A 15,751-nucleotide genomic window follows, 5' to 3' on the forward strand; every position below is an offset into this window, starting at 1 on the left:
GACCTCGCTCACCGGACCGTGGACGGCAGCCTGACCCGTCCCCGACGGTCACCGGCCGGGCGGTGGTGCGGTGACGGTGGGCGGTGTCGGCGGAACCGTCGGCGGTAGGAGCGACACCGACGGACTGGAGCTGGAGTTCCAGGAGGCGTCGTACGCGACGACCCGGACCGTCTGGTGCCCGCCGCGCGGCACGATGATCGCGGAGTTGGTGGCGACCTTGGCCACCACCCGGACCTCGTCGAGATTGAACGTGTGCAGAACGTGGTATTCGCGCACGCCCTCGTCGTCTGTCGCCGGTTCCCAGCTGAGGACCAGGCCGCCGTCCGGCGCGGAGCCGGTCACCCTCGGTGTTCCTGGTGGACTGGGCGCAACGGTGTTGTCGCCGCTGCGGGGGAAGCTCGGCGGCTGGGGGACGAAGACCCGGACGGAGACCTGCGAGGTGTTGCCGGCCGCGTCGCGGGCGGCGACGGAGAAGTGGGTACGGGCCGCTGTCGGGTCGAGGCCCAGGGTGATCGGTGTGTTGTCCGGGACGGTCCGGGCCAGGTACTGCGAGTAGAACTGGTCGCCCTGGTAGACGTGGTACTGGGTCACTGCGACATTGTCGGTCGAGGCCGGCCAGGTGATGGTGGCCGTGCCCGGCGCCACGGCGAGCACCTGGGGTTGACCGGGGACGCTGGGCGGCTGGGTGTCCGGTGCCGGCGGCGCGGGCGGTTCGACGAGTACGTCGTCGAACGCCCCGGCCGCGTGACCGGTGACCAGCCCGATCCGTCCACGGGTGAACCGGGTGTCGGTGGCGGTGACCGATGTCGTACCGAGGCGTCCGACAAGATCGTCTCCGTGTACCGCCAGCCGTAGCGGGTGCCAGGTGTCGATGGTGGCGCTCGCCGCGACCGAGCCGAGGACGGTGGGTCGTCCGTTCACCACCTTGCCCAGTTCGAGTCGCCCCTCGGCGCGCAGCAGCAGGTAGTAGTGGTCGCTGTTCGACTGCATCCGGGCGAGGACTCCGACCGAGGCGCGGCCGGACCAGGAACCCGTCGGCCTGACCCGGACGCTGACCGTGTAGTCGGTCCAGCCCGGGTCCCCGGCCCGGGCTCGGGCACCGGCACCGTTGCCGCGCTGCCGGTACACACGCGACGTGTCGGTGCCGATCGACCACTGTCCGCCCGAGGTGGTCCAGCCCAGGGCGTCACCGTCCTCGAAGTCGTCCGCGAAGAGCGGCGCGAGCGCGATGGTGGGATCGGACCGGGTGGACGTGGCGGTGCCCTGGCCGACAGGACCGGGGGACTCCGCGACGGCCACCGTCGGGACCAGCCCGACGGTGGCGGCGGCGAGGACGACAGCGGTGACGAACCGGCCGTACGACACGGCGGGTCGGCGCCGGTCGTCGATCACGGGTACGGGTGTGGGCACGGCGACGACCTGCCTTCGGGAAGGCCATGGCGGCGGATGACCATGGCGGCGGCGCGGGAGCGGGCGGGGCCGAGGGGATCTCACCCTAGAAATCGACGTTCGGGCACGTCAATGGGATGTCGGCAGTCGCCGCTTCGGTCGAATCCGATCGGACTACATCTATTGACTTAGTTTGGCTACCAAACTAAATTACGAAGCGGAGTTTTCCCGCGCGCGCACTCGAATCAACCGAAGTCGGCGTCCCGGCCGTCCCGCCGTGGTCCGACGAAGGAGGTCATCGTGCCGCGTACCGTCCGCATGCCGTTCGGCGCCCTTGTGCTCGCGATCGTGCTGGTCCTCACCGCCGCCCCCGCCCCGGCCCAGGCCGCGGTCTGGAGTTCCAGCGACCGCTGGGGCACCTGGTCCAGCGGTGGATACACGCTCTACAACAACATCTGGGGATCCGGTTACGGGTCGCAGACCATCTGGGCCAACTCGCCGAGCAACTGGGGGGTCTGGGCCGACCATCCCAACACCGGGGGCATCAAGTCGTACCCCAACGCGACCCGGCACATCGGCCGACGGGTCAGTCAACTGGGGAACGTCACCACCAGGTTCAACGTCACCGTGCCGACCAGTGGCGTCGCCTTCACCACCTCGTACGACATCTGGTCGGCCGACCACGCCCACGAGATCATGCTCTGGGTGAACCGGTATGGCCCGGTCGGTCCGCTCGGCACCCTGCAGGTGACGGCGAGTGTCGGCGGCCACACCTGGAACGTCTACCGTGGCTCGAACGGGTCCAACCAGGTGTACTCGTTCATCCGTACCAGCAACACCAACGCCGGCACGATCGACATCCGGGCGGTCGTCACCTGGATCCGTGACCGTGGCTGGTTCGGCGACGTCACCATCGGCGACGTCCAACTCGGTTACGAGATCACCTCGTCGGCCGGTGGCCGGGAGTTCGTCACCAACAGCTTCTCGGTTTCCGGCTGACCTCCTGTCGCGCCGGGCCGGTCGTACCGCCGGTCCGGCGCGGCGTCACGCCATCGGCTCGGCACGGCGTCCCGCCGCTGGTCCGGCGCGGTCTCCAACTGCCGGCCCGGCACGGTTTCCGACCGCCCGGGGATCCGTCGCGCCGACTCAGCACTTGCCGCCCTCGGTCGCCCGTCTGACCACCCAGGTGTTCAGCACCTGGTGGATGCTGTGCAGCATCTGGTGGATCTGGTCCAGGCGTTCGGCCTGGGCCAGCGCCGCGTACGCCTGAGAGAGCGCGATCTGCTGATCGACCGTGAGACGGGTCTGGTCGATGGTGTACAGAATCTCGACGGTCTCGGCGATGGTGTCGGCCACGACGTCCTCCTCAGGCGGATCCGTGGAAGCGCTCCCAGCGTAACTTAACCAGATCCTCAGAGATTCATGCGTGCGAATACCGACTATCCGCGATCAGTGTTCGCCGGGGTCCCCGGCAGGCGTCGGGTCGGCCGTGTCCGCCGGTCCGACGGGCGTCGGTTCGGCGCCGTCCCCCGGGGCCCGGACCGCCGCGCCAGCGGCGGCGGCCAGGTTCCCCAACACCACGTCGAGCACCCGTACCGCGTCCGGCTTGGACAGTGGGTTGTTGCCGTTACCGCACTTCGGGGACTGTACGCAGGACGGGCAGCCGGTCTCGCAACCGCACTCGGCGATGGCGTCCCGGGTCGCGCCCAACCACTCCGACGCCACCCCGTACGCCCGCTCGGCGAAGCCCGCCCCACCCGGATGACCGTCGTAGACGAAGACCGTCGGCGCCTCGGTGTCCGGGTGGTTCGCGGTCGACAGGCCACCGATGTCCCACCGGTCGCAGGTGGCGATCAGCGGCAGCAGCCCGATGGCGGCGTGTTCGGCGGCGTGCAGTCCACCCGGTACGTCGGGGCCGTCCACCCCGGCCCCGGCCAGTGCCTCCGGCGAGACGGTGAACCAGACCGCGACGGTACGCAGCTCCCGGGTCGGCAGGTCCAGCGGCCGGGTGTCCAGCACCTCGCCGGAGGCGATCCGCCGCCGCTGGTACGACACCACCTGGCTGGTCACGTCGACCTCACCGAGGAACATCCCCACCGGCCCCGCGTCGACGTAGGAGCGGACCGAGACCACCGAGAGCGAGGTGACGTCCCGGGGATGGGTGGACCAGTCCGGCTCCTCGGCGTGCACCAGCGCGCAGCCGTCGGCCAGGTCCAACTCGTCCACCAGGTACGACACCCCCTGGTGCAGGTAGACCGCACCGGGGTGGACCAGGAAGTGCGACGATCCGGGGTCCACCGTGCCGAGCAGCCGGCCGGTCGCCGTCTCCACCACGTCGACCGGGCTGCCGCCGGTGCCCCGCAGGTCCACCTCGGGGCGTCCGGTGTGCCGCCAGTACCACCCGGTGGGGCGCTGCCGCAGCGCACCGGACGCCACCAGCGCCTCCACCGCCTCCTTCGACCCGGGACCGAACAGCGCCAGGTCCGCCGGGGTCAGCGGGGACTCGGCCGCCGCGCAGCACAGTTGCGGCCCCAGCACGTACGGGTTGGCGGGGTCCAGCACGGTCGCCTCGACGGGCCGGCCGAACAGCGCCTCGGGATGGTGCACCAGGTACGTGTCCAGCGGATCGTCCCGGGCCACCAGTACGGCCAGTGCCTCCCGACCGGAACGGCCGGCCCGGCCGGCCTGCTGCCACAGCGAGGCCCGGGTACCGGGGTAGCCGCAGATCAGCACCGCGTCCAGGCCGACCAGGTCGACGCCGAGTTCCAGGGCACTGGTCGAGGCGAGTCCGAGCAGGTCTCCGCTGAGCAACGCCTGCTCCAGGGCCCGCCGCTCCTCCCGCAGGTAGCCCGCCCGGTAGGCGGCGACCCGGGCGCCCAGGCCCGGCACCGCCTCGTCCAGGGCGCGCCGAGCGGTGGTGGCGATCACCTCCGCACCCCGTCGGGAGCGGACGAAGGCGAGGGTCCGTACGCCGGCCGCGACGGCGTCACTGAGCAGGTCGGCGGTTTCCCGCAGCGCCGAGCGGCGTACCGGTGCGGCGTCTCCGCCCCGGGCACCCCGGTCCACCGGGTCCTCCCGCCCCGGGAGATCTCCCGGCCCGGCGGTGGTGTCATCCGGCCCGCCGGTGGCGTCGACCGGCCCGCCGGTCCCGTCACCCGGTCCGGCGACGTCGACCTGTCCGTCGACCTCGACCGGGCCGCTGGCCGGGCCGCTGGCCGGGTCGTCCGGATCGGCGACGGTGCCGACCGGGCCGACCGGGGCCGGCATCAGGGGTGGCTCCCAGAGCGCGAAGGTCAGGCCGCCGCGCGGCGAGGCGTCCTCGGTGACGGCGATGACGGGCACGCCGGTCAGTCGCTCGGCCACCGTCGCCGGATCCCCCGAGGTCGCCGAGGCGAGGACGAACACCGGGCCACCGGCGCCCGGGTCCGGCAGGGCGGCGCGCTGGCCGGGCAGGCGCCGCGGGCCGGCCCCCGGAGACGACGACGTCGTACCGGGATAGCGGGCGACCTGGCGGCGCAGGCGGCGCAGTACGTGTGCCACGTGGGAGCCGAAGACCCCCCGGTAGGTGTGGCACTCGTCCACCACCACGAACGACAGTCGGCGCAGGAACGGACCCCATCTGGCGTGCCCCGGCAGGATGCCGTGGTGCAGCATGTCCGGATTCGTCAGGACGAACCGGGAGTGCTGCCGGATCCAGTCCCGTTCGGCACGGGGGGTGTCGCCGTCGTAACAGGCGGGGCGTACCCCGTCGAGGTCGAGGCTGGCGACGGCGCGCAGCTGGTCGGCGGCGAGCGCCTTGGTCGGTGCCAGGTAGAGCACCGTGGCCCGGGGGTCCGCGAGCAGGGTGGCGAGCGCGGGCAACTGGTACGCGAGCGACTTGCCGGAGGCGGTGCCGGTGGCGATCACCACATGCCGGCCCTGGTACGCGTGCTCGGCCGCCTCGGCCTGGTGACGCCAGGGCGCGCCGACTCCCTGCCGGGCGAGCGCGTCCCGCAGCGGCTCGGGCACCCAGGTCGGCCAGGGGGCCACCTCGCCGGCGCGGGCGGGGACCCGCTCGACGTGGGTGACCGGGTCGCCGTCGGCACCACCCGTGGTCCGGGCACGCAGCCGGCGCAACAGTTGGCCGGGGTCCCCGCTCCCGGCCGGGTGCGGGCGGGCGCCACCCGGACCTGCCGATACTGTTGCGGGGAACGTCACGCCCTGCACTCTCGCAAATGTGGGTGGGAACCGGAAAGCCGGGTGACGCTCGGCACGGCGGCCCGGAGAGCGGGGTGACGCGCGGCACGGTCGCGGCAGGTGGCCCGGCCCCGGCAAGCCAGGCCCGCGACGCGGGGAGTGTCGGTGGTCGATGGTGTGGCGTCACCGACGGCAGTGTCGGGTCTGGGACAGGTCGGGGATGGGTACCACGCGGGCGGGTCCGCCGCCGGTGCGCGACCCGCCTGTCGATGGTTAGATGCCCAGGAGCGTTCCTGGTGGTCAGAGGAGGACTGATGGAACTGTCGCTGACGACCCGCACCATCGGTGAGTACACGGTGTTGGATGTCGGCGGCGAGGTGGACGTCTACACCGCCCCCCGGCTGCGGGAACGTCTCGTCGAGCTGATCGACGGCGGGGCCCGCAGGGTCGTGGTGGATCTGGGGCGGGTGGATTTCCTTGACTCGACCGGCCTCGGCGTGCTGGTCGGCGCGTTGAAGCGGCTGCGGACCGTCAGCGGCAGCTTCGGGCTGGTCTGCGACAAGGAACCCCTCCTCAAGATCTTCCGGATCACCGCTCTCGACCAGGTGTTTCCGATACACCCCACGGTTGACGCCGCGCTGGCCGCGGACACGGGTTCCGGTGCGTGATGGCGACGGTCGCCGCGTGATGTCGAGAGTCAAGCTGTCGTTCACCCCGGCGCCGGTGCACGTCCGCACCGCCCGGCTGGTGGGGGTCGCGGTGGCCCGCCGGGCCGGGGTCGCGGAGGAACTTCTCGACGAGGTACGCCTGGCCATCGGTGAGGCGTGTGCCCGGGCGGTCGCCCTGCACCGCCAGTACGGGCTGGACGACCTGGTGCTGGTGGAGATGTCCGACGCTCCGGCGTACACGGTCCGGGTGATCGACCGTGCCCCGATCGAGGCCGGACTCGGGCTCGCCGCGTTGCCGCCGGACGAACTGGCCGACGAGTCGCTGACCGACGAGGCGCTGACCGTCGGCGTGGGCTTCGCCCTGCTCGCCGGCTTTGTCGAGGACCTGCAGGTCCGGCCGGTGGACGAGGGGATCGGCACCGAGGTCCGGATGGCCTGGCCCGTCGGTCGCTGACCGGGACCCCGGTCGCCGGGTGAACCGTGCCCGACTGATCCCCCGAGACCCGCCGGTCGCCGGCGGCCCCCACTGATCCCCGAGGCCCCCCGACGAAACCGTGCCCGGTTGATCCCTGAGCCGCCCGGTCGCCCGACGAGCCGCGCCCGTCGCCCGGTGAGCCGTGCCCCGTCTCCGGGTGAGCCCTGCCCCGTCTCCGGGTGAGCCGTGCCCCGTTTCCGGCTGAGCCGTGCCCCGTCCCCGGGGTGATGGCCGCCGGTCGCCGGACGAACCGTGCCGGTCGCGATCCGAACTTTGTCGACCACAGTCGATCGAGGGTGCCCTGCGCCCCTAGCAGACTTCTCCGGCTAACACAGCGATGAAGATCATCATAACCGGGTGGGTCCTCTGTGTGACCTCCAACACGGCAGGCGACTAGAGTACCCGGGGTTATCAGCATGTGCGCTGGTCCCGCCCGTGGGGGACAGGCCATCACCCGGCTCCGACCGTCCAGGGCCGACGGCGTATGTGCGAAGTCGCTCCACGCGTGGAGACGTCGGGCCGGTTCGTCCGCCGGCCCGGCGCGAGTGTTCGGTACAGGAGGACATAGATGTCCGTACTCTGGGCCGCCGACAACGGCGGGCTGTCCCTTGAAGGCGAAAACCTGTCGTACGTCGTCGTCGCCGCCGTGATCGCGTTGGTGGCGCTCGGCTTCGCCGGTGCCCTGACCAAGGCCGTGCTGTCGACCGACAGGGGCACCGCCAAAATGCAGCAGATCGCCGGTGCCGTCCAGGAGGGCGCCTCGGCATATCTGCTCCGCCAGTTCAGAACCCTCGGCATATTCGTGATCGTCGCCGTGGTGCTGCTCTTCCTGCTGCCGGTGCACGAGACCGACGGCAACGAGACGCTGGTGAAGATCGGCCGTTCCGCCTTCTTCGTGGTCGGTGCCGCGTTCAGCGCGTTCATCGGCGGCGCCGGCATGGCGCTGGCCACCCGGGCGAACCTGCGGGTCGCGGCGGCTGCCCGCGAGCATCAGGGAGGCCGGGAGACGGCGATGCAGATCGCCTTCCGTACCGGTGGCGTCGTCGGCTTCCTCACCGTGGGCCTCGGCCTGATCGGCGCGGCGGCGGTCGTACTCATCTACCGGGGCGACGCGCCGACCGTGCTGGAGGGCTTCGGCTTCGGTGCCGCGCTGCTCGCGATGTTCATGCGGGTCGGCGGCGGCATCTTCACCAAGGCCGCGGACGTCGGGGCCGACCTGGTCGGCAAGGTCGAGCAGGGCATCCCCGAGGACGACCCACGCAACGCGGCGACCATCGCCGACAACGTGGGCGACAACGTCGGTGACTGCGCCGGCATGGCGGCCGACCTCTTCGAGTCGTACGCCGTGACCCTGGTCGCCGCGCTGATCCTCGGTCGGGCCGCCTTCGGCGAGCAGGGCCTGGTCTTCCCGTTGATCGTCTCGACGATCGGCGTGCTGATCGCCATTTTGGGCGTCTTCATCACCCGGCTGCGGGCCAGCGACCGTTCGGGGATGAGCGCGATCAACCGTGCCTTCTACGCCTCGGCCGTGGTCTCGGCGATCCTGGTCGCGGTGATGTCCTTCCTCTACCTGCCGGCGACCTGGGCCGACCTGCTCGGCGCCGACTGGCGGGAACGGCTGGGCCTGGCGCCCGGTGCGGCCGAGCCGCTGAACCCGCAGGTCGTGGCGATCGGCGCGGTGGTGATCGGCATCGTGCTGGCCGCCGCCATCCAGGCGCTGACCGGCTACTTCACCGAGACCAACCGGCGACCGGTGCAGGACATCGGCAAGTCGTCGCTGACCGGCCCGGCCACCGTGGTCCTCGCCGGGATCAGCGTCGGCCTGGAGTCGGCGGTCTACTCCGCGCTGCTGATCGGTGCCGGCGTGTTCGGCGCGTTCCTGCTCGGCGGCAGTTCCCTGACGCTCGCGCTGTTCGCCGTCGCGCTCGCCGGTACGGGCCTGCTCACCACGGTCGGCGTGATCGTCGCGATGGACACCTTCGGCCCGATCTCCGACAACGCGCAGGGCATCGCCGAGATGTCCGGCGACATCGACGAGCAGGGCGCGCGGACCCTCACCGAACTGGACGCGGTCGGTAACACCACCAAGGCGATCACCAAGGGCATCGCGATCGCGACGGCGGTGCTCGCCGCGACCGCGCTGTTCGGGTCGTACACCGACACGCTCGGCACGGCGCTGCGGGACGCGGGTTCCACGCTCTCCATCGACGGGCTGCTCAACGTCGCCAACCCGCGCAACCTGGTCGGTCTGATCATCGGCGCGGCGGTGGTGTTCCTCTTCTCCGGTCTGGCCATCAACGCGGTCTCCCGCTCGGCCGGCGCCGTGGTGATGGAGGTACGCCGACAGTTCCGCGAACTGCCCGGGATCATGGACGGCACCCAGCGGCCGGAGTACGGCAAGGTCGTGGACATCTGCACCCGGGACGCACAGCGGGAGCTGATCACCCCCGGTCTGCTCGCCATCATGGCGCCGATCGCGGTCGGGTTCGGGCTCGGCCCGGGCGCGCTGGCCGCGTACCTGGCGGGTGCGATCGGCGCCGGCACCCTGATGGCGGTCTTCCTGGCCAACTCCGGTGGTGCCTGGGACAACGCCAAGAAGCTGGTCGAGGACGGCGCGTTCGGCGGCAAGGGCTCCGACGCGCACGCGGCCACGGTGATCGGTGACACCGTCGGTGACCCGTTCAAGGACACCGCCGGCCCGGCGATCAACCCGCTGCTCAAGGTGATGAACCTGGTTTCGCTGCTCATCGCGCCGGCCGTGGTCGCGTGGAGTGTGGGCGACAGCCAGAACGACCCGCTGCGGATCGCGGTCGCGGTGGGCGCGGCCCTGGTCATCGTCGTCGCGGTGGTGATCAGCAAGCGCAAGCCGGTGTCCGTTTCGGAGTCCGGATCGGACTCGGACGGGACCGCGGGTGGCAGCGCCGCGAAGGAACCGCAGACGGTCGAGGCCTGACCGACGGGCTCCGCCCGGCAACTCCGGACCTGGTCCGACACTCGCCGAGGGTGTCGGACCAGGTCCGTTCCGTGTCCGGGCGGCGGACCCGGCCCCGGCGGATGGCGCAGTGGACCCGGCCCGCCCCGTGTCGGGCAGTGGGCTCGGCCCGGGCGGTAGACCCGGCCCTGCGGGCGGTGGCAGACGGCAGCGGTCGGGTCCGTGCTGATTTGGCCGGCTTCGGGGGTACTCCGGAGCGCGGCCGGCGGACCGGGAGTACGGCGGCCGGCGGGGCCGGCGAACTGCCTCCGCACGAAGTCGGATGGAAGCCGTACGCTGCAACGCATGCGTACGCCCCGCGCGGCAGCCGCCGGACGCTTCACGGTGGTCCTGTGCACGATCGCCCTTCTTGTCGGGGCCTGCGGCGGCGGGCCGACCCCACAGGTCTGGGCGGCGGCGGTCTGCAAGGCACTGGCGCCGTGGCGGTCCGAGATCGGCTCCCTGACCCGGAGCACCCAGCAGCAGATGACCGCGAAGACCAGCCCGGCGCAGGCGAAGGAGAACCTCGTCCGGCTGCTGCGCGGCGCGGAGAAGGCGAGCGAGACCGCGCGGAAGAAGGTGGCGGAGGCCGGCGTACCGGACACGGACAAGGGTGAGGCGGTCTCCCGAGGGTTCCTCACGTCGCTGACCGCGGTCCGGGACGCCTACGGCAAGGCCAGTGTCTCCATCGCCGAGCTCGACACCGGGCAGCCCGCCGAGTTCTACCAGGGTGTCCGGGCCGCGGTCGACACGCTCAACAAGGAGTACGACGCCAGTTCGCTGGACACCACCGAACTGGACTCGGTGGAGTTGCAACAGGCCTTCGACGAGGTCCCGGAGTGTCGCTGACGCCGCCTGACGATCCGGACCAGCGGCCGGCTGGTGAACCGGACCCGCGTCCGGCTGACGGGCGTGCGGCTGACGGGGAGCTGGCCGGTGGGCATCCGGCTGACGGGCATCCGGTCGACGGGCATCTGGTCAACGGGCGTCCGGCCGGCGAGCCGCCGGATCAGCGACCCGCCCGACAGCTCTCCCTGTTCGGCGTCGAGGCGGCCGAGCCCTCGCCTGGTGACCTCGCCGGTCTGCTGGCCGGCCCGGGTGAGGTGGTCCGGATGGGCGGTACCGCGCGGGTGTCGATCGTGGTGGATGCGGCCTGGCGGGTGCACGTGCTGGTCGCGGAGCTGGCCCGGCGTGGCCTGGACGCCAGCTGGATCGGTCGGGTGGAGGAGCAGCACGGGGTGCGGACCTCCTACACCACCCGGCTCGCCCCGCTGGCCGCGAGCTGGTTGCGCGGCACGGTGAAGCGTCCACCGCCGGGCTTCTTCCTGACCGGTCCACGACTGCGGCTCTGGGCGGCGGCGGCCGGCCATCCTGACCAGGTCGGGTTCCGGCTCCGGCTCGGTGCCGCCGACGAGGTCTGTTGGGAGCCGGTCGGTGCCGCACTGGCGGCGGTCGGGCTGCCGGCGGTGCTGCTCGATCCGGGGGCGGGCGGCCCGGCGTACCGGATCACCGGGCGGCGCCGGCTGGCCCGGCTGGCGGAGCTGGTCGGTGACCGCCCGCCGGCCGCACCGCCGGACCGGTGGCCGGGCGTGGCCGGTTGACGCGTCCGGCGGGCCGTCCGGTGACCGGGTGGGTCCGGCCGGCGATACCGGTCGACCGGTCGGCGGAGTCGACGTAGGGTGGATCGACGGCTGTCGTATCCCGGACAAGGGATGTCGGATTTGTTCGCTTCCGCCTGCCGTGAGCGTGGTGTCTCGGGCTGGATCCATCCGGTTGGCCACGCGGGGATCAACCGTGGGTGTACGGTGTCGCCGTCCGGCATGACCGGGCACCCGGCGTTGTCGCACCCGACGTCACCGCAGCGTAGCGGGGCAGTTCGGCGCCCGCGCAACCCTGGAGTCGGGGAGCGCGTTACGTTGGACGTCTGGCCACCGGCGGGTGGATCCGGCGCCGGAGGCGAAGCGCGGACAGGGCGGTCTGCGGCGCGGAGATCGTGAGTGAGGGCAGGGGACGAAGTGCCGAGCAACGCCAGGAGTACCCGTCTGGTCATCGTCGAGTCACCGGCGAAGGCCAAGACGATCTCGGGCTATCTCGGCCCGGGGTACGTCGTCGAGGCGAGCCTGGGTCACGTCCGTGACCTGCCGCGCAACGCCGACGACGTGCCGGCGAAGTACAAGGGCGAGTCCTGGGCGCGACTGGGTGTCGACGTCGACAACGGCTTCGCCGCGCTCTACGTCGTCTCGCCCGACCGCAAGCAGCAGATCACCAAGCTGACCAAACTGGCCAAGGAGGTCGACGAGGTCTTCCTCGCGACCGACGAGGACCGCGAGGGCGAGGCGATCGCCTGGCACCTGGTCGAGACGCTCAAGCCCCGGGTGCCGGTCAAGCGGATGGTCTTCCACGAGATCACCCGGCAGGCCATCCAGGCGGCGGTGGCGAACCCCCGGGAGATCGACCGCGACCTGGTCGACGCCCAGGAGGCCCGGCGGATCCTGGACCGGCTCTACGGCTACGAGGTTTCCCCGGTGCTGTGGCGCAAGGTCCGTTCCGGCCTCTCCGCCGGCCGGGTCCAGTCGGTGGCGACCCGGATCGTCGTCGAACGCGAGCGGCAGCGGATGGCGTTCCGCACCGCCGAGTACTGGGACATCCTCGCCACGCTGGCGGTACGCGACGCCGGCGACGGGCCGCGTACCTTCGGCGCCACCCTGATCGCGTTGAACGGGGACCGGATCGCCGCCGGTCGCGACTTCGAGCCGACCACCGGCCGGGTACGACCCGAAGCCGGGGTCATGCACCTCGACGCGGACGGCGCGCGGGGACTGGCCGCCCGGCTCGACGGGCGGCCGTTCACCGTCACCCGGGTCGACGAGAAGCCGTACCGGCGCCGGCCGTACGCGCCGTTCATCACCTCCACGCTCCAGCAGGAGGCGGCCCGCAAGCTCCGCTTCTCGTCGCAGCAGACGATGCGTACCGCGCAGCGCCTGTACGAGAACGGCTACATCACCTATATGCGTACCGACTCGGTGAACCTCTCCGAGACGGCGATCGCCGCCGCCCGTCGCCAGATCGCCGAACTGTACGGCGAGCGCAACGTGCCGCCGGAGCCCCGCCGCTACACCGGCAAGGTCAAGAACGCCCAGGAGGCGCACGAGGCGATCCGGCCGGCCGGCGACAACTTCCGCACCCCGGGCGAGGTGGCGAACGAGCTCTCCGCCGAGGAGTTCAAGCTCTACGAGCTGATCTGGCGGCGGACCATCGCCTCCCAGATGACCGACGCGGTCGGTTCCAGCGTCTCGGTCCGGATCCGGGCGGTCTCCAGCGCCGGGGAGGAGGCCGACTTCGGCGCCACCGGCAAGACCATCACCGAGCCGGGCTTCCTGCGGGCGTACGTGGAGTCCTCCGACGACGAGAACGCCGAGGCCGAGGACGCCGAGCGGCGGCTGCCGAACCTGGTCAAGGACCAGCCGCTGACCGCCGACGAACTCGCCGCCCAGGAGCACCACACCCAGCCGCCGTCCCGCTACACGGAGGCGTCGCTGGTCAAGGCGCTGGAGGAACTCGGCATCGGCCGGCCGTCGACGTACGCGTCGATCATGCAGACCATCCAGGACCGGGGGTACGTCTCCAAGCGCGGACAGGCGCTGGTCCCGTCCTTCCTCGCCTTCGCCGTGGTCGGGCTGCTGGAACGGCACTATCCGAGGCTGGTCGACTACAACTTCACCGCGGCGATGGAGAACGAGCTGGACGAGATCGCCGGCGGTGACCACGCCGCGATCGACTTCCTCACCGCGTTCTACTTCGGCAGCGGCGACGGCGCCGGTGACCAGTCGATCGCCCGGGCCGGCGGTCTGAAGAAGATGGTCACCGAGAACCTCAGCGAGATCGACGCGCGCAGCGTCAACTCGATCCCGCTCTTCACCGACGAGGAGGGGCGCGAGGTCGTGGCCCGGGTCGGCCGGTACGGGCCGTACCTGGAGCGGCATCTGCCCGGCGCCGAGCCGGCCCAGCAGGCCGAGGGTGAGGACGGCGGCGCGCACGGCGAACGGGCCACCATCCCGGACGGGGTCGCCCCGGACGAACTGACCCCGGAGAAGGTGCACGAGCTCTTCCTCGGCGGCGGTGGGGAACGCAAACTCGGCGAGCACCCGGAGACCGGCGAGCCGATCGTGCTCAAGTCCGGCCGCTACGGCCCGTACGTCTCCAGTGGCGAGCGGACCTCGTCGCTGCTCCGGACCCAGTCGCCGGAGTCGCTGACCATGGCGGAGGCGTTGAAGCTGCTCTCCCTGCCCCGGGTGGTCGGTGCCGACCCGGAGGGCGCCGAGATCATCGCCAACAACGGCCGCTACGGCCCGTACGTCAAGCGTGGCGACGACTTCCGGTCGTTGGAGTCCGAGGACCAACTCTTCACGGTCACCCTCGACCAGGCGCTGGCCCTGCTGGCGGCACCGAAGACCCGGCAGCGCCGGGCCGCCGCCCCGCCGCTGCGGGAGATGGGCGCGGACCCGCTGACCGAGAAACCGCTGGTGATCAAGGACGGCCGGTTCGGCCCGTACGTCACCGACGGCGAGACCAACGCGTCACTGCGGCGCGGCCAGACTCCGGAGGCGCTGACCCTGGAGGAGGCGTCGGAGATGCTGGCCGAGAAGCGGGCCAAGGGGCCGGCGCCGCGCAAGAAGGCGACCAAGAAGGCGGCCGCGAAGAAGGCCGGCGCCGAGGCGGGCACGGCCGCCAAGAAGACGGCCGCCAAGAAGACGACGGCCGCGAAGAAGACCGCGGCGAAGAAGACGACGACCGCGGCGAAGAAGACGGCCGCGAAGGCTCCGGCGAAGAAGGCGGCGCCGAGGAAGGCGGCCGCGGGGACGGGGTCGGCGGACGGTTCAGCCTGACGCTTGCGGCTCGGGTGCGTCCGTTCGGGCTTTGGGGCCGTGCGGGGGCTTGGGCCGTGCGGGGTGGCGGGGGGGGGGGGGGGCGCCCCCCCCCCGGGGGGGGGCGGGGGCCCCCCCCCCGGGGGGGGGCCCCGGGTGGGGGGGGGGCCCGGGGGGGGGGGGCCCCCCCCCGACCGCTGACCTGGGCGCGGTGGGGTGCGGCAGGTTCCGGCGCCGTGGCTGAATCCAGATGCTGACCCTGGACGCGGCGGGGTCAGTTGTGGGCCGTGGGCCGGGGGCGGCGGAAGCCGTACGTCTGGTAGCGCTTCTGGAAGCCGATCGAGGCGTACAGGCGGTGCGCCGGCAGATTGTCTGCGTTGTAGTGGACGCTGACCGTGGTCATGCCGGCCGTCCGCATCCGGCGCATCGCCGCCAGCATCGCCGCCCGGGCCAGTCCCCGTCGCTGGAAGTCGGGGTGGGTGCCGACCGGCTCGAAGTGGCCGCGCCGGTTGCGTTCGTCGAGCCAGTAGACGGTGAAGGCGGCGATCCGGCCGTCCGGCGCCTCGACCACGATCTCCCGTGCCGGGTCGTAGCCGGGCTTGGTCATCACCGCCGACCGGTACAGCTCACCGGTCCAGTCGGTGTCGAAGGCGCGGTTGCGGGCCTCGGCGAGCTGGTCGGCGTCGGTGAGCCGGGCTGAGCGGAGCACGAACCCGTCCGGCGTCGTCGGCTCGGGGAGCGGGTCGCCGAGGTCGCGTTCGGTGACGTCGTCCCAGGTGCGGAACTGGGTGAAGCCGAGTTCGGTGAGGAGTCGGATCCGGGTGACGTCCCGGTCGAAGACGTCGGTGAGGACGTACTCCTCGGCGTCGGCGAGGTGTCGGGCGGTCGTCTCGTAGGCGACCCGGAGCATCTCGTGTTCGGTGGGGCCGCCGCGCAGGGCGGGCGCGGTGAACACGTCGAAGGCCGCGCCGAACCGCAGGTTGATCGCGAGGCCGACGGTCGTGTCGGCCAGTTCCCAGACGTGCACGAGGTCACCGACCGGGTGGTGGCCGCGCAGGTTCTCGTAGATGCGGTGCGGCAGTTCGCCGATGTGGTCGTATCCGCAGGACCCCGCCTCGGCGATCCAGGTCGCGACGGTGGCCTGGAGGTGGGGGAGGTCGGCGTCGGTGTAGGGGCGCATCCGCAGGGAACCAGGGGGCACGGTTCG

The 15,751-nt window shown here is 72.0% G+C and carries 10 protein-coding genes and 1 pseudogene; 7 read left to right on the forward strand and 4 right to left on the reverse strand.

Features of this window, described 5'->3' with window-relative positions; all coding sequences use genetic code 11:
* Window positions 1–48 precede the first annotated feature (48 nt).
* Complete coding sequence (locus tag V1633_RS22600) at window positions 49–1,410, reverse strand: hypothetical protein (RefSeq protein ID WP_331216391.1); 1,362 nt, start codon at window positions 1,408–1,410, stop codon at window positions 49–51.
* A gap of 279 nt (window positions 1,411–1,689) precedes the next feature.
* On the opposite strand from V1633_RS22600, the gene V1633_RS22605 reads away from it, so the two are divergent.
* The gene (locus tag V1633_RS22605; protein WP_331216392.1) at window positions 1,690–2,388 is read left to right on the forward strand and encodes a GH12 family glycosyl hydrolase domain-containing protein; all 699 of its coding nucleotides are present in this window, start codon (window positions 1,690–1,692) and stop codon (window positions 2,386–2,388) included.
* 147 nt (window positions 2,389–2,535) lie between these two features.
* Here the strand turns inward: V1633_RS22605 and V1633_RS22610 are convergent, their stop codons facing one another.
* A complete protein-coding gene (locus tag V1633_RS22610) occupies window positions 2,536–2,745 on the reverse strand; it encodes a hypothetical protein (protein WP_331216393.1) in 210 nt (69 codons plus the stop codon).
* 93 nt (window positions 2,746–2,838) lie between these two features.
* Window positions 2,839–5,517, reverse strand: a pseudogene (locus V1633_RS22615) (DEAD/DEAH box helicase); the annotation flags it as partial.
* 362 nt (window positions 5,518–5,879) lie between these two features.
* Between V1633_RS22615 and V1633_RS22620 the strand changes: the two are divergent.
* The 6 genes from V1633_RS22620 (at window position 5,880) to topA (ending at window position 14,565) form a co-directional block, all read left to right on the forward strand.
* Window positions 5,880–6,233, forward strand: a complete 354-nt coding sequence (locus V1633_RS22620) for an STAS domain-containing protein (protein WP_331216395.1) — start codon at window positions 5,880–5,882, stop codon at window positions 6,231–6,233.
* A gap of 16 nt (window positions 6,234–6,249) precedes the next feature.
* Window positions 6,250–6,687: an ATP-binding protein gene (locus V1633_RS22625; RefSeq protein ID WP_331216396.1), complete on the forward strand. Its 438-nt coding sequence runs from the start codon at window positions 6,250–6,252 to the stop codon at window positions 6,685–6,687.
* 589 nt (window positions 6,688–7,276) lie between these two features.
* Window positions 7,277–9,661, forward strand: coding sequence for a sodium-translocating pyrophosphatase (locus tag V1633_RS22630; protein ID WP_331216397.1), 2,385 nt, complete (start codon window positions 7,277–7,279; stop codon window positions 9,659–9,661).
* Window positions 9,662–9,985: 324 nt separating this feature from the next.
* Window positions 9,986–10,528, forward strand: coding sequence for a hypothetical protein (locus V1633_RS22635; protein ID WP_331216398.1), 543 nt, complete (start codon window positions 9,986–9,988; stop codon window positions 10,526–10,528).
* A complete protein-coding gene (locus V1633_RS22640) occupies window positions 10,519–11,280 on the forward strand; it encodes a hypothetical protein (RefSeq protein ID WP_331216399.1) in 762 nt (253 codons plus the stop codon). The genes V1633_RS22635 and V1633_RS22640 overlap by 10 nt, the downstream gene beginning before the upstream one ends.
* Before the next feature lie 414 nt (window positions 11,281–11,694).
* On the forward strand, window positions 11,695–14,565 hold the full coding sequence (gene topA, locus V1633_RS22645; protein WP_331216529.1) for a type I DNA topoisomerase: 2,871 nt from the start codon (window positions 11,695–11,697) through the stop codon (window positions 14,563–14,565).
* A gap of 253 nt (window positions 14,566–14,818) precedes the next feature.
* Here topA and V1633_RS22650 read toward each other — a convergent pair whose 3' ends face one another.
* The gene (locus V1633_RS22650; RefSeq protein ID WP_331216400.1) at window positions 14,819–15,745 is read right to left on the reverse strand and encodes a GNAT family N-acetyltransferase; all 927 of its coding nucleotides are present in this window, start codon (window positions 15,743–15,745) and stop codon (window positions 14,819–14,821) included.
* Window positions 15,746–15,751 lie beyond the last annotated feature (6 nt).

Source organism: Plantactinospora sonchi (genome assembly GCF_036422035.1).
Taxonomy (GTDB): Bacteria; Actinomycetota; Actinomycetes; order Mycobacteriales; family Micromonosporaceae; genus Plantactinospora; species Plantactinospora sonchi.

Coding starts and splice junctions, on each gene's coding strand:
- V1633_RS22635 (WP_331216398.1), top strand. CDS start 9,986: ATGCGTACGCCCCGCGCGGCAGCCGCCGGACGCTTCACGGTGGTCCTG.
- V1633_RS22630 (WP_331216397.1), top strand. CDS start 7,277: ATGTCCGTACTCTGGGCCGCCGACAACGGCGGGCTGTCCCTTGAAGGC.
- V1633_RS22620 (WP_331216395.1), top strand. CDS start 5,880: ATGGAACTGTCGCTGACGACCCGCACCATCGGTGAGTACACGGTGTTG.